Below are 13,706 nucleotides of genomic sequence, written 5' to 3'. Positions count from 1 at the left end.
TCGGATTGCAGCCGTCATGGCACGTCCACCGCAGGCTCGCTTCTATGACGGCATAATGACAGTGTGCCACCATCGCGCACCGATGTCGAATGCTGCGTGGTAGCATTCCACGCCAATATGAAATGTGATATGGGCTGCGCGCCGGTGCAAGAAGGCCCGGTCCCGCCCAATCAGGCCCATAGTTTGGGCGCCGCAGACGTGCAGACGGTAAAAAATGTCCGATCAGGAACAGGCAGATATCCGCCTCGAATATTCCCGGCTGAAGCAGGAACACGCCGATTTCGACGCGGCCATCAATGCGATGATCGCCATGAATTGCGACCCGCTGCAAATCCAGCGCATGAAGAAAAAGAAGCTTTTCCTGAAGGACAGGCTGATGGCGCTGGAAGACAAGATCATTCCAGATATTATTGCTTGAACGAACGCCATTGCTTGAACGAACGCCGGCGCCGGCTTGCTGGAAAAGCGGTTATGCCGCGATCGAAAGCCGTGCGGCGCGCTCGCGCAACAACGCTATCAGGTCGTCGGTCTTTTCGGTCGAGGTATCGATCGGAACCACCAGGCACATCGTCGCCTCGACCCTGCCCGGCGCTGAGAAGACCGGCGCGGCCAGGCATTTGGTGTAGGCATCGACAAGGCCGGAGGTGACGCAGTAGCCGGCCGACTTGGCGACGGCGATGTCGTCTATGAAATCGTCGAGTTGCAATCTGCGGCCGTCGGGCAGCACGAGATCGTCCTCGGAGACCATATCCTCGATCGCTGCCCTGTCGAAGCCGGCGAGGAGCAGTCGCCCGGAAGCTGTCCAGGGGAGCGGTATTTGCAGACCGGTCGCCGAGCTGATCCGGAATGGCCTCGTCCCCGGGCTTGAATGGACGATGGTGTAGCGGCCGCTTTGCAGCATGCACAACTCCGAGGTCTCGCCGGTCTCGCGTGACAGATGGTCGACTTCTTGGCGCCCTCGCCTGAGCAGGTCGTTGCCCCGCACATAGTCCATTCCGTAGAGATAGAGCTTCTTTCCGAAATAAACCCGATTGCCGTCTCCGGCCATTTCCAGCAGACCTGCGTCGACCAGCGAGCGCACAAGCGTATAAGTCGTCGAACGCGGCGCGTTTACCCCCTTGGCAAGATCGCCGATGCCGATCGCGCGCTGGGTCGCGTGAAGAAACTCCAAAATCTGGAGGACCCGGTTGAGGCCCTTCTCCCGAGAAGCCGAGTTCTTGTCTTCGTCCAGACCGGCGTCCGGTCGAGCGGCCAAGGCATTACCTTCTTGCATTATCGATCCCTGATGTTAATCTGTCTTGTACAGAGTACAGGCGTCTCTTGTAAGGGACAATGACGTCAGTTGCAACCGATGCCTGTACTGCTGCTCCAAAGGGGAACACAACACGAAAGGAGGTCGCCGTGAACGACACATCCAAAAGGCGTGAATTTCTGAAACTGGGAATGGCCGGGCTTGCAACGGCCGGAGTGATGAGCGCCGCTACCGCGGTCGACGTTCAGAAAGCGGCGGCCCAGGCAGCGCCGGACAGCCTGCTGCGCACCGTCCTCGAGCGCGGCAAGGTGATCGTCGGCACCGGCAGCACCAATGCGCCCTGGCATTTCGAGAACGACGCCGGCGAACTGGTGGGCATGGACATCACCATGGGTCGCATTCTCGCCAAGGGGCTTTTCGACGATCCGACCAAAGTGGAATTCGTCATGCAGGATCCGGCTCAGCGCATTCCGAACGTGACCACCAACAAGGTCGACATCACCATCCAGTTCATGACCATGACCGCCCAGCGCTCGCAGCTGATCCACTTCTCCCGACCCTACTACGTCGAAGGCATCGCCTTGCTGACCCTTCCGAACGCCGAAAACAAGACCTTCGACAAGCTGCTTGCCGGCGGTTCGGCGACGCGGATTTCCATCCTGCAAAATGTCGATGCCGAGGCTAACGTGCATATCGTCCTGCCGGAGTCGCAGGTGATGCAGATAGACACGCAGGCCAACGTGCTGCAGGCCCTGGAATCGAAGCGCGTCGACGCCGCCGCGGTCGATCTGTCAACGGTGCGCTGGCTCGCCTCGCGCAATCCGGACAAATACTTCGATGCCGGCAAGAGCTGGTTCTCAATGCTTTATGGTGCCGCGCTTCGGCAGGGCGACCTCGACTGGCTGACCTTCGTCAACCAGACCTTCACCATCGCCATGTTCGGTCATGAAACGGCACTCTACGACGCTGCGTTCAAGGATTATTTCGGACAGGAGCCGCCGGCGCGCCATCCCGGTTTCCCAGTCATTTGATGCAAGCGGGCGGAAGGACAACGTCCATCCGCCTTCTCTCATCACAGCCCTCCATGACGAGGACGCATGGGTTATACTCTCAACTTCAACCTTATCTGGCGGCATTTCGACAAGCTCTGGGGCGGACTGCTGCTAAGCCTCGAACTGGCCGTCATCTCGATCGCGATCGGCATCGTCATCGGGCTCGTTCTGGCGGTCTGGTACGTGTCGGCCGGACGTGCGGTGCGGACCATCATCGCGGGGTATGTCGAGTTCATCCGCAACGTGCCGCTGATCCTGCTCGTCTATCTGGTCTTCTACGGCTTGCCGACGGTGGTCGACATTGCCTACAGCGCGCAAACCTCATTCATTGCCACGCTGTCGCTCTACAGCGGCGCCTACCTGGTCGAGGTGTTTCGCTCGGGGCTCGAGGCGGTGCCGCGCGGTCAGCTCGACGCCGGCAAGGCAATCGGCCTGACACCATGGCAAAGGCTGCTCGATGTGCGCCTGCCGACGATGCTGCGCATAACCCTGCCGGCGCTTTCCAACACATTCATATCGCTCTTCAAGGATACGTCCGTGGCGTCGGTCATCTCGGTACCCGAACTCACCTATGGCGCCCAGTGGATCAACTTCAACACGTTCCGCATTGTCGAAGTCTATCTGGTGGTGACGGCAATGTACCTGTTGACCGGCTACACGCTGCTTTTCGCGCTGCGGCTCGTCGAGCGCCGGTTCAAGGCGGCGCGCTGACATGCTGAGCCAGATCATCTACGCCTTGCCGTTCCTCGCCGAAGGCTTTGCCGTAACCTTGTGGGTGTCGCTGCTGGTCGTGGTGTTATCGCTCATCGCCGGCGTGCTGATGGGTGTCGGCCTTGTCTATGGTCCTTCTCCGCTGCGCTGGGCAGTGCGCATCTTCAGCGACACCATCCGCGGCATTCCGATCCTGGTGCTGATCTTCTTCGTCTATTACGGCCTGCCCGCGGTGGGGCTGCATCTGGAATCCTTTTGGGCGGCCGTGTTCGCCCTCACCCTCTTCAAGACCGCACAAGTGGTCGAGTATCTCAGGGGCGCTGTCGGCTCGATTCCCAAGGGTCAGTCCGAGGCGGCGCTGGCGATCGGACTGACCTTTCGCCAGCGGCTGGCCTACGTCATTTTTCCGCAGGCGTTCAGGCGTTTCCTGCCACCCTGGATCAATGGCGTCACCGACGCGGTAAAGGGTAGCGCGCTGGTCTCGCTGCTCGGCATCACCGACCTCATGCAGGCTATCAACCAGGTCATCGGCCGCACCTATGAGGCGATGCCGCTCTACATTCTCGGTGCGCTCGTCTACTTCGCCGTCAACTACGCCCTCTCCTTGGCCAGCCGGCGCCTGGAGCGGCGTTTCTCCTTCATCCGGGAATAGCACGATGTCCAATGCCTCGCAGCAGAATCCGGCACTTCTCGATGTCACCGAGGTTTCCAAAGCCTTTGGATCCGTCGAGGTCCTGCGCTCCGTCAGCCTGCAAGTGACACGCGGCGAGGTCGTGACTATCATCGGCCCCTCCGGCAGCGGCAAGACCACGCTACTGCGCTGCGTCAACTTCCTGGAGAGCTACGACAGCGGCTCGATCCGTATCGACGGCAAAGAAGTCGGCTATCGCGAGACGGGAACACGCCAGCGACGCAGCGAGCGCGACCTGGCGGCGATGCGAGCCGAGACCGGAATGGTGTTCCAGAGCTTCAATCTGTTTCCGCATTTGACTGCGGCCGGCAACATCATGCTTGGCCTGCGCAAGGTGCGCGGCAAGAGCAATGCCGAGGCCCGCACCATTGCCGAGCACTGGCTCAGCCGCGTAGGCCTCGCCCACAAAGCCGACAGTCTGCCGGCCGAGCTTTCCGGCGGCCAGCAGCAGCGCGTCGGCATCGCCCGCGCCGTGGCGATGGAGCCGAAGATATTGCTTCTCGACGAGATAACCTCGGCGCTCGACCCCGAACTGGTTGGCGAGGTGCTCGAGGTCGTGCGCAGCCTCGCCGAAGACGGCATGACGATGCTGATGGTCACACATGAAATGGCTTTTGCGCGCGACGCATCGAGCCGCATCGTTTTCATGGCGGATGGCGGCGTCAGTGCCGTCGGACCACCCGCCGAGATTCTGGCGGCGGGGTTCGACAATGAACGCCTTCGCAGTTTTCTGGCGCGGTTTCGCGCCTCGCATTTTTGACATCGGACGGCGAAAGCTGTCGCAAGGAGCTTTTATGACGCCTTACACCCGGCTCGCGGAATTGGGCCTGACACTGCCCGAGCCGCCGAAGCCCATCGCCAACTTCGTCACCTATGCCGAGAGCGGACGGCTGATCTTCCTCTCCGGCCAGGGGCCGTTGCGCGCCGATGGCGCGCTCTGCACCGGCAAGGTCGGCGAGGATGTCAGCGTTGAAGAGGCCTACGGGCATGCGCGTCTGACCGGCCTGAACCTGCTCGCCGTCATGCATGCGGCGGCCGGCGACCTCGGCCGCATCGTGCGCGTCGTCAAGCTGCTTGGCTTTGTCAATGCGACGCCGACATTCAGCGAGCACCCCAAGGTGGTGAACGGCTGTTCCGATCTTTTCGCGGCCGTCTTTGATACGCTTGGCGGACATGCCCGTTCCGCGATCGGTGTCGGCTCGCTGCCGGGCAACATCACAGTTGAAATCGAGGCGGTCGTCGAGATCGCCGCCTGAAATCTTAAACAGGATCTACAGAGATGACGACCTATGCCGCTGACCGTTCCAACACGACAATCCGCGAACGACTTGGCCTTCGCCCAATCATCAATGTCTCCGGCACGATGACGGCACTCGGTGCTTCGATCATCGTGCCAGAAGCGATTGCCGCAATGTCGGAAATGGCCTCGCAATGGGTCGAGATGGACGATCTGCAGCGCGCCGCAAGTAGGGTGATTGCACGCCTTACCGGCGGCGAGGCCGGCTTCATCACCGCATGCTGCGCCAGCGGCATAACAATGGCAATTGCCGGCGCGATGACCGGGACCAGCCTTCTTGCGATCGAGCGGCTGCCGGACGACACCGAGGGCCTCAAATCGGAGGTCATCGTTCAGCTTGGTCACATCGTCAATTACGGCGCGCCGATCGACCAGTCGATCCGGCTTGCCGGAGCCAAGGCAGTGCCTGCCGGCACGGTCAGCGTCACCCAGGATTATCATGTTGCCGAGGCGATCCGGGACCGGACGGCGGCAGCCCTCTACGTCGTTGCGCACCACACCGTGCAATACGGCATGCTCTCGCTTGAGGAGTTCTGCGAGATTTGCCACGCCAAGGGCGTGCCGGTGATCGTCGACGCCGCCTCGGAATACGATTTGCATGGCTTTCTGGCGCGCGGCGCCGACATTGTTGTCTACAGCGGGCACAAATTTCTCTCAGGGCCGACAAGCGGCATCGTTGCCGGCCGCAAGGATCTGGTACGGGCCGCCTATCTCCAGAACCGCGGCGTTGCGCGCGCCATGAAGGTCGGCAAGGAGAGCATTGCCGGCACCATGGCGGCCCTGGAAGCCTGGGAGCGGCGCGACCATGCCGGCATTCGCCAGCGGGAAGAAGCCGCACTGCATCTGTGGCAAACCGCATTGCAGGACCTGCCTGGCATCGAGGCACGTATCATTCCAGATCCGACCGGAAATCCTCTCGACCGCCTGCAGGTGTTTGTTGCGCCGGAAAGCCGCTTCACCGCCGCCGGCCTCGCCTCGGCGCTTGCGGCGGGTTCGCCGCCCGTGATCGTGCGCAACCACGAGGTCGAGCGCGGTCACTTCTTCCTTGATCCGTGCAATCTCCATCCCGGCGAGGCGGAGATCGTTGCCGAACGCCTGCGGGCGGTATTGATTGCTGCCGATCGGCCCACCGATGCGATGAAACCCGCTCGCAAGCAGTCCGCCGGAGCGCTGCGCTGGCCGGACTAGACATCGCCAGAGCGTGGTCGAGCCAGTGCCTTCCAGCACCGGCTTCGCATCGGGCCAGTGCGCCATCACGGCAGTGTGAATGAACTTTTAGTCTTCGGGCGGAATAAACCACCCCGCCCATTGGTCTCCCAAACAGACGCCATTTCCGGCGTGCAGGAGACCGGTATGATCCACCACCACGACAATGAAGCTGACGGCATCAGCCGCCGTCATGCACTGGAATGCATGATCTGGGCCGGCACGGGAGTGCTGTGGACAATTTCGGCCGGCGTGCCGGTCTCGCTCAGCCTGCTCGGTGCGTCGCAAGCCGCCGAGGCCTTGGCCACCGGCTTCACTTTCCTCCAGATCTCCGACAGCCACATCGGCTTCGACAAGGCTGCCAACCCGCACGCCATCGACACGCTGAAGGAGGCCATCGGCAAGATCCAGGCGTTGCCGCAAAAGCCCGCTTTCATGATCCACACCGGCGACATCACCCATTTGTCGAAAGCCGCGCAGTTCGACAACGCTGCCCAGATCATCGGCGGCGCAGGCTTCGACGTGCATTATGTGCCCGGTGAGCACGACCTGATCGATGACGGCAATGGCCAGGCCTATCTCGACCGCTACGGCAAGGGCACCAAGGGCGCTGGCTGGTATTCGTTCGACCAGAACGGCGTCCATTTCATCGGGCTGGTCAACGTCGTCAACCTGAAGGCTGGCGGGCTGGGCAATCTCGGCGCCGACCAGTTGGCATGGTTGGCCGATGATCTGAAGGCGGTCACCGCCTCGACGCCAATCGTCGTCTTTGCCCATATCCCGCTATGGGCTGTTTATCCCGAATGGGGCTGGGGCACCGACGACGCGGCGCAGGCCTTGGCGCTGCTCAAGCGCTTCGGCTCTGTCACCGTACTCAACGGCCATATCCACCAGATCATGCAGAAGGTCGAAGGCAACGTTACCTTTCATACCGCGCGCTCGACCGCTTTCCCGCAACCGGCGCCGGGCACCGCAGCCTCACCCGGGCCGATGACGGTACCTGCCGGCCAGTTGCGCAGCCTGCTCGGCACAAGCAGCGTGACAGTCAAGCAAGGCGGGCAGGACCTCGCCATCATCGACAGCACGCTGGCCTGAGGGGAAATGCGATGATCCGCTTCCCATCCCGCGTCTTGGTCGTATCCCCTGTCACGTTCGGTTTGGCGGCGATCCTGATAATGGTTGCCATGCCACTGAACGCAGCAGGCCAGCCAATGGTCAAGATCGAGAACTTTGCCTTCACGCCGGCGGTGCTGACGGTAAAGCAGGGCACTACCGTGACCTTCGAGAATGACGACGACATCCCGCATCTGGTGGTCGCCAACGATGCCTCGTTTCGCTCCAAGGCGCTTGACACCGGTGACACATATGCCTTCACCTTCACCAAAGTGGGCGACTATGCCTATTTCTGCGGGCTTCACCCGCACATGCAGGGCAGGATCACCGTCGCTCCGTGAGGATTTTCGGAAGGTTCTGCCCGGGATGCCGGGCGATGCGACGGTGTTGAACCAAGAGGCCGCGACCGAGCGCTTTCGCGAGGTGGTTCTGCCCCATCTCGCGGATGCGCTTGCGCTTGCCCGCTGGCTGACCGGCAACGCCGCCGACGCGGAGGATGTGGTGCAGGAGGCCTGTTTGAAGGCGCATGCGGGCATCGCCGGCTATGCCGGCGGCAATGCGCGCGCCTGGCTGCTGGCGATCGTGCGCAACGCCTCTTACTCCTGGCTGGCGCGCAACCGGCCGCGCAGTATCGTCGCCGTCGGCGACCTGAGCGACCTCGATGACATGACGGCTGCATATGGCGCCGGCCTGCCGGATACGGATAGTCCTGAGGCAAGCCTGATCGCCAAGGCCGACACGGCCGCACTCGAGGCGGCGATCGCCGCGCTGCCGCACCAATTTCGCGAGACTGTGGTGCTGCGCGACATCAACGGCCTCAGCTATCGCGAGATCGCGACGCTGCTTGGCGTGCCGCTAGGCACGGTGATGTCGCGACTGGCGAGGGCGCGCGGTCTGCTGATATCCCAACTTGGGAGGGCGCCATGAGCGCGCACAACGATGGACTGCCCGATGACCCGGCGGGCGTGGAGCTGATGATCCATGCCTTGGTCGATGGCGAGCTCGACGCAGCAGCAGCATTGGCTGTCGAGCGACGCATCGCGGCCGATCCGGCGCTCGCCGCCGAGCATGCCCGCATCGCTGCGCTGCAGACGGTCGTCAGCGGGCTGCCGAGGCTCGATGTCCGTGAGGATTTCAAGGCTCGCATCGCTGCAATCGGGACAGCCGGTACGGAGAAAGTGCTGCCGGCGCCGGCGCCCGTCGCTCGAGTGCCGCCGGCACACAGAGCGGTGCACCGATTTGGCGCGTTCGACTGGCGCGCGCTGGCGGCGTCGATCATCGTTACCGCCGTGCTGGCCAGCGGTGCGACGCAATGGATGATGCTGAGCAGGGCGCCCGACAGCTTTGCCGCCGCGGTCGCCAGCGGCCATCGCCGCAGCCTGCTGGCAGCCAGCCCCGTGGACGTCGTCTCGTCGGACCGGCACACGGTCAAACCCTGGCTGGATGGCAGGGTCGGCCTGTCGCCGCCGGCACCTGACCTTGCCAGTGACGGCTTCGCGTTGCTCGGCGGCCGGGTCGAGGTGATCGCCGACCAGCCAGTGCCGGCACTGGTCTACAGGCACCGCGAGCACCTGATCACTCTCGTCGCCGCGCCCGAGGAAACCGGCTCGACAGCCGGACCGGTCGATCTTTCTGCTGGTGGCTTCTCGCTGGTCCACTGGAGCGACAGCGCCTTTTCCTACTGGGCGATTTCCGATACCGAACGGCCTGAACTTGACGACTTCGTCAACCGCTTCCGAGCAGCGGCCGCCCGATGACAGACCGACCCTGTCCATGTGCGTAGCCACGGAGACGGCACAAGCGGCTTTGCCGTTTCCGGCCATCCTTGCGGCTCCCCTCGATTTCAGCTAATGCGCGCTTTTGCCGCCGGAGAGCAGAAGCTTGGACGATCACCGCGCCGACGTCGCCATCATCATGGGCAGCCAGTCCGACTGGGCGACGATGCGCCACGCCGCCGAAACGCTGGAGGCGCTTGGAATTCCGCACAAGCGGCTGATCGTCTCGGCCCACCGCACGCCCGACCGGCTCTATGACTTCGCCAAGGGCGCCAAGGCGGCCGGCTACAAGGTGATCATCGCCGGTGCCGGCGGTGCGGCGCATCTGCCCGGCATGACGGCGGCGATGACGCCGCTGCCGGTGTTCGGCGTGCCGGTGGAATCAAAGACGCTGTCGGGCCAGGACTCGCTGCTATCAATCGTGCAGATGCCGGCCGGCATTCCGGTCGGCACTTTGGCCATCGGCAAGGCCGGCGCCGCCAACGCTGCCCTTCTGGCCGCCGCGGTGCTGGCGCTGAGCGACGAAAAGCTCGCCGCCCGGCTGGATAGCTGGCGCGCCGCGCAGACCGCCAAGGTGGCCGCCGAGCCCACGGACGCGCCGTGAGCCTGCCGGCGGGATCGAGCATCGGCATCATCGGCGGCGGCCAGCTTGGCCGCATGCTGGCGATGGCCGCGGCCCGCCTCGGCTACCGCATCGTCGTGCTGGAGCCGCAGCCGGATTGCCCGGCGGCACAGGTCGCCAACCGGCAGATCGTCGCCGCCTATGACGACGCGGCCGCGCTTAGCGAGCTGGCTGCGGCCAGTGCCGTCGTTACTTATGAATTCGAGAACGTACCGGTCGCGGCCGCCGCGGCACTTGCCTCTACGGTGCCGGTCTATCCGCCGGCACGCGCACTGGAAGTGGCGCAGGACCGGCTGGCGGAAAAGAAATTCCTCAACGGCACCGGCATACCGACCGCGGATTTCAGCCCCGTCGACAATGACGAGGAACTGACGGCTGCGCTGAAACAGTTCAACGGCAGCGGCATATTGAAGACGCGCCGCATGGGCTATGACGGCAAGGGCCAGCGTGTCTTCCGCAACATGGAAACAGGCGGCTTTGCCGGCACTTGCGAGGCGATGGGCAACGTGCCGTTGATCCTGGAATCCTTCGTCACCTTCGAGCGCGAGATTTCGGTGATCGCCGCGCGCGGCAGCGACGGCTCGCTCGCCGCCTACGATCCAGCGTGGAATGTCCATCGCAACGGTATTCTTCACAGCTCGACGCTGCCGGCCGGAGTAAAATCCGAGACGGCGGCTGCGGCTCAAACGGCGGCGGCAGAGATCCTTGCAGCGCTCGACTATGTCGGCGTCATCGGCGTCGAATTCTTTGTCCTTGCCGACGGTTCGCTGTTGGCCAACGAGATAGCGCCGCGCGTCCACAATTCCGGCCACTGGACGGAGGCCGCCTGCACCATCTCGCAATTCGAGCAGCACATCCGCGCCGTCGCCGGCCTGCCGCTGGGAAATCCCGCCCGGCAGTTCGACTGCGTGATGGAAAACCTGATCGGCGACGATGTCAGGCGCGTTCCTGAGCTACTCGCCGAGCCCGATCTGATGCTGCACCTCTATGGCAAGGCCGAGGCGCGGCCCGGCCGCAAGATGGGCCATTTTACGCGCGTGAGCCGCCGCAGCTAGAGCATGATCCCGAACCGAAGGTCCGCGCTAGCGAAAAGTGGAATCCGGATTTCGGAAAAGATCATGCTCAAACACAAAGTTAGAACCTACGCTTACTGGATTTCGCCGCTCTCGTCCTCGTCGGGGCTGGCGCAGCTAACATCGCCTTCCGCGCAGGTCGAATCGGCGGTGAGCTGCTTGGTGCGATCGTCGGTCAGCCGCGTCAGGCATTCCGATATCAGCATCGGATAGATCGAGCCGCCTTCGCTGTCCGCGGCCGAATAGCTGCATTCCGCGTCGCGAAAAGCGATCCAGGCGCGCTGCGCCGTCTGCAACAGCTTCCTGGCTTTTGCGTCAGTTCCGCCGATGATTTCCTGGTAGGCCTTGTTGAGCTTGGCGTCGGCGGATTTGTAGTCCGCGTCGGCGCAGATGTTCATCATCTGCTGGCTGTCGTCGTTGCGGTCGCATTCCTGCGCATAGGCAACAGAACCTGCCGCGAGGACGACAAGACAGGCGGACACAAGAATTCGGCGCATGACGATCTCCAATTCGCAACCGCATCATTCCAGCCGTCTCAAGCCTGCGCAACGCCAGTGACGGATATTTGATGATACGAAACGGTCCGTATCGTTTAGGCAACGCGCTTGCGGTTGACACGGGCAACGCTCCTCGTCTATGAGCCACGCACAGTTCAAAGGCGCGTCTGTGGGCGCGCCTTAATAATTCGGCCCGTGACCGGGCCCAGACCGACGGGCAAGACCATGAAAATCAAGAATTCGCTCAAGGCGTTGAAGGCGCGTCACCGCGACAACCAGCTGGTTCGTCGCAAGGGCCGCGTCTACATCATCAACAAGACCGCGCCGCGCTACAAGGCGCGCCAGGGTTGAGTTTTCGACGGAGGCTGCGCGCCTCCGTTCGCATGATACGACTCTCACGCTAAATTCAGTTTGACGATCCGGCGTCGGGGGCTAGATTCCCGCGATGCGGATTCTTTTTGCATTTTTCACGGCCTTCCTCGTTTCCGGCGCTGTCTCGCTGCCGGCGTGGGCTGAAGATCCGACCACAACTCCGCCGGCAGCACCTCCGGTCGTCAAGACGAAACAGGCGCGGCTCGATCAGCTGTTTGCCGATCTCAAGCGCGAACGCAATGAAAAGGCGGCCGAGCGCATCGCCGGACGGATCGGCAGCGAGTGGTCCCAGTCGGGCAGCGCCTCTATCGACCTGATGATGCAATGGTCGCAGAAGGCGATCGAAAACCAGAAATTCGATGTTGCACTCGATTTCCTCGATCAGGTTGTGACTTTGCAGCCGACCTATGCGGAAGGCTGGAACCGGCGCGCCACTGTTCATTTCATGATGAAGAACTACGGGAAGTCGATGGCGGACATCGACCGCACCCTGCAGCTCGAACCACGCCATTTCGGCGCGCTTTCGGGCCTGGCTCAGATCATGGCCGAAACCGGCCACAAGCAGTCGGCACTTGAGGCCTGGCAGCGCGTGCTCGGCATCTACCCAATGATGCGCAGCGCCCAGGACCAGGTCGCCGCACTTTCCGAGGAGCTTGCCGGCGAAGGCATTTGAGACCAGTAAGGGAGTAGGGGGAATAGGGTAGTATGTGAGAGGTGCAGATTGCACTGTGGAACACATGCGCCCTACTCCCCTACTCCCCTACTCCCCTATAGGCCCGATCTATGCCGTTTGCTTCTGTGACGAGTTTCTCCACAAGGGCGGCGGCCGGCATCTCCCGCAGCTTCGCAACGCCCTGCCCGGCCCAAGTGGGCAAGAAGTCAGCCCGCTTGCTTTCATCCTTTGCCATCGAAAGCGGCATGACCAGACTCGCCTGCAGCGGAAACGCCAACGCTGCATCTTCCTCACCAGCCATTTCCATCACAAACCGGTTGCGCACCACGCGCGCTGGGCGGCCAGTGAAGCAGCGAGTCACCGACGTGCTCTCGTCGTTGGCCGAGCGCAATGCTACGCGATAGACTGGCTGCACATTGGCTTCAGGACAGGCCAGGAAAGCCGTGCCGATCTGCACACCAGATGCACCAAGTGCAAAGCTGGCAGCAATGCCGCGACCGTCGAAGATACCGCCGGCGGCAATTACAGGCACCCGCACGGCATCAACAATCTGCGGTACGAGTGCCATAGTGCCGGCTGTGCCGATAGCAGGGTCGCCAGTGAATGTGCCGCGATGCCCACCCGCCTCGTATCCCTGGGCGATAATGGCGTCCACCCCTCCTGCCTCAAGCTGGCGCGCTTCCGAGACGGTGGTGGCCGAACACAAGACAGTACAGCCGGCCGCCTTCAACTGCTGCACAATTGCGGTGTCGGGTAGACCGAAGTGGAAGCTGACCACCTTGGGGCGCAGCTCGAGCACAATTTCGAGACGCTCACGATCGAAGGTGGGGAAGGGCTCGCCCGGCTCGGGCACCGGTCCGAGGCCGACCTCCTCATAGGAGCCGCGAAGGCGGTCTCGCATACTTTGGGCTGCCGCATCATCGTGTATCGGCGCCGGGTGCGCAAAGAAGTTGACGTTGATCGGACGATTGGTGGCGTGCTGTGTCGCCGTGAGCTGCTCGCGGATAGCCGCCGCAGGCAGAATGCCGCATCCGAGCGAGCCAAGCGCCCCGGCATTGCTGACTGTCGCCGCCAGTTCCGGCGTGGTGATGCCGCTCATCGGCGCCTGGATTATCGGGTGCTCAATGCCGAGGAGTTCCAGAAGATCAGTGCGCATCCACATTGGATCACCCTCCTCTTTCTCCCAGGAGAGATTACCTTAACTGACTTCCAGCTCAAGATCGGATAGGGCCTTCGAACCGCTTCACGGCCGGCCACAGGCTGATGCAAGCTGGCGGAGTTCGGCGTTGATCGCAGCCCAACTGCCGTCAATGCACCGGGCCGCCGCGTTTACGACGCGCCATGCAGCCGGCCTATCCGGCAGCCGCGGCCG

18 protein-coding genes are annotated in these 13,706 nt (G+C 62.7%); 15 read left to right on the top strand and 3 right to left on the bottom strand.

What is annotated here, in order from left to right:
* The first annotated feature begins 214 nt into the window (after positions 1–214).
* Positions 215–418, top strand: a complete 204-nt coding sequence (locus NKH04_RS03140) for a YdcH family protein (protein WP_023678480.1) — start codon at positions 215–217, stop codon at positions 416–418.
* 51 nt (positions 419–469) lie between these two features.
* On the opposite strand, the gene NKH04_RS03135 is transcribed toward NKH04_RS03140, so the two are convergent.
* A complete protein-coding gene (locus NKH04_RS03135; RefSeq protein WP_352471159.1) occupies positions 470–1,255 on the bottom strand; it encodes an IclR family transcriptional regulator in 786 nt (261 codons plus the stop codon).
* A gap of 146 nt (positions 1,256–1,401) precedes the next feature.
* On the opposite strand from NKH04_RS03135, the gene NKH04_RS03130 reads away from it, so the two are divergent.
* The 12 genes from NKH04_RS03130 (at position 1,402) to NKH04_RS03075 (ending at position 10,774) form a co-directional block, all read left to right on the top strand.
* Positions 1,402–2,283: a transporter substrate-binding protein gene (locus NKH04_RS03130; protein WP_031212143.1), complete on the top strand. Its 882-nt coding sequence runs from the start codon at positions 1,402–1,404 to the stop codon at positions 2,281–2,283.
* A 66-nt stretch (positions 2,284–2,349) separates the two neighbouring features.
* Entirely contained in the window at positions 2,350–3,015 is a 666-nt protein-coding gene (locus NKH04_RS03125; RefSeq protein WP_023678477.1) for an amino acid ABC transporter permease, read from the top strand.
* Position 3,016: 1 nt separating this feature from the next.
* Positions 3,017–3,667 (top strand): amino acid ABC transporter permease, encoded by a 651-nt coding sequence (locus tag NKH04_RS03120; protein WP_352831376.1) that lies wholly within the window; start codon positions 3,017–3,019, stop codon positions 3,665–3,667.
* A 4-nt stretch (positions 3,668–3,671) separates the two neighbouring features.
* The gene (locus tag NKH04_RS03115; protein WP_352831375.1) at positions 3,672–4,466 is read left to right on the top strand and encodes an amino acid ABC transporter ATP-binding protein; all 795 of its coding nucleotides are present in this window, start codon (positions 3,672–3,674) and stop codon (positions 4,464–4,466) included.
* Between the two features lie 34 nt (positions 4,467–4,500).
* Positions 4,501–4,962: a RidA family protein gene (locus NKH04_RS03110; protein ID WP_352817731.1), complete on the top strand. Its 462-nt coding sequence runs from the start codon at positions 4,501–4,503 to the stop codon at positions 4,960–4,962.
* 23 nt (positions 4,963–4,985) lie between these two features.
* Positions 4,986–6,191 (top strand): aminotransferase class V-fold PLP-dependent enzyme, encoded by a 1,206-nt coding sequence (locus NKH04_RS03105; protein WP_352831373.1) that lies wholly within the window; start codon positions 4,986–4,988, stop codon positions 6,189–6,191.
* A 168-nt stretch (positions 6,192–6,359) separates the two neighbouring features.
* Positions 6,360–7,304: a metallophosphoesterase family protein gene (locus tag NKH04_RS03100; RefSeq protein ID WP_352452518.1), complete on the top strand. Its 945-nt coding sequence runs from the start codon at positions 6,360–6,362 to the stop codon at positions 7,302–7,304.
* An 89-nt stretch (positions 7,305–7,393) separates the two neighbouring features.
* A complete protein-coding gene (locus tag NKH04_RS03095; RefSeq protein WP_502900047.1) occupies positions 7,394–7,663 on the top strand; it encodes a cupredoxin domain-containing protein in 270 nt (89 codons plus the stop codon).
* Between the two features lie 25 nt (positions 7,664–7,688).
* Positions 7,689–8,249 (top strand): sigma-70 family RNA polymerase sigma factor, encoded by a 561-nt coding sequence (locus NKH04_RS03090; protein ID WP_352817726.1) that lies wholly within the window; start codon positions 7,689–7,691, stop codon positions 8,247–8,249.
* On the top strand, positions 8,246–9,079 hold the full coding sequence (locus NKH04_RS03085; RefSeq protein WP_352831371.1) for an anti-sigma factor family protein: 834 nt from the start codon (positions 8,246–8,248) through the stop codon (positions 9,077–9,079). Before NKH04_RS03090 ends, NKH04_RS03085 begins: the two co-directional genes overlap by 4 nt.
* A 124-nt stretch (positions 9,080–9,203) precedes the next feature.
* On the top strand, positions 9,204–9,701 hold the full coding sequence (gene purE / locus NKH04_RS03080) for a 5-(carboxyamino)imidazole ribonucleotide mutase (protein ID WP_023678468.1): 498 nt from the start codon (positions 9,204–9,206) through the stop codon (positions 9,699–9,701).
* Positions 9,698–10,774 carry a 5-(carboxyamino)imidazole ribonucleotide synthase gene (locus NKH04_RS03075; protein WP_352831369.1) on the top strand — a complete coding sequence of 359 codons (1,077 nt, stop codon included), beginning with the start codon at positions 9,698–9,700 and terminating at the stop codon, positions 10,772–10,774. Before purE ends, NKH04_RS03075 begins: the two co-directional genes overlap by 4 nt.
* 92 nt (positions 10,775–10,866) lie before the next feature.
* On the opposite strand, the gene NKH04_RS03070 is transcribed toward NKH04_RS03075, so the two are convergent.
* Positions 10,867–11,289, bottom strand: a complete 423-nt coding sequence (locus NKH04_RS03070; protein ID WP_352817722.1) for a lysozyme inhibitor LprI family protein — start codon at positions 11,287–11,289, stop codon at positions 10,867–10,869.
* A gap of 225 nt (positions 11,290–11,514) precedes the next feature.
* Here NKH04_RS03070 and ykgO point away from each other — a divergent pair, with 225 nt between their 5' ends.
* On the top strand, positions 11,515–11,640 hold the full coding sequence (ykgO, locus tag NKH04_RS03065) for a type B 50S ribosomal protein L36 (protein WP_006327841.1): 126 nt from the start codon (positions 11,515–11,517) through the stop codon (positions 11,638–11,640).
* A 94-nt stretch (positions 11,641–11,734) separates the two neighbouring features.
* On the top strand, positions 11,735–12,334 hold the full coding sequence (locus NKH04_RS03060; RefSeq protein ID WP_352489294.1) for a tetratricopeptide repeat protein: 600 nt from the start codon (positions 11,735–11,737) through the stop codon (positions 12,332–12,334).
* A 79-nt stretch (positions 12,335–12,413) separates the two neighbouring features.
* On the opposite strand, the gene NKH04_RS03055 is transcribed toward NKH04_RS03060, so the two are convergent.
* Positions 12,414–13,496: an NAD(P)H-dependent flavin oxidoreductase gene (locus NKH04_RS03055; protein WP_352471169.1), complete on the bottom strand. Its 1,083-nt coding sequence runs from the start codon at positions 13,494–13,496 to the stop codon at positions 12,414–12,416.
* Positions 13,497–13,706: the final 210 nt, after the last annotated feature.

Source organism: Mesorhizobium sp. M1365 (assembly GCF_040317865.1).
GTDB lineage: Bacteria > Pseudomonadota > Alphaproteobacteria > Rhizobiales > Rhizobiaceae > Mesorhizobium.
Note: the sequence above shows the minus strand (reverse complement) of the source record. Positions and strands in the feature narration are given on the sequence as shown.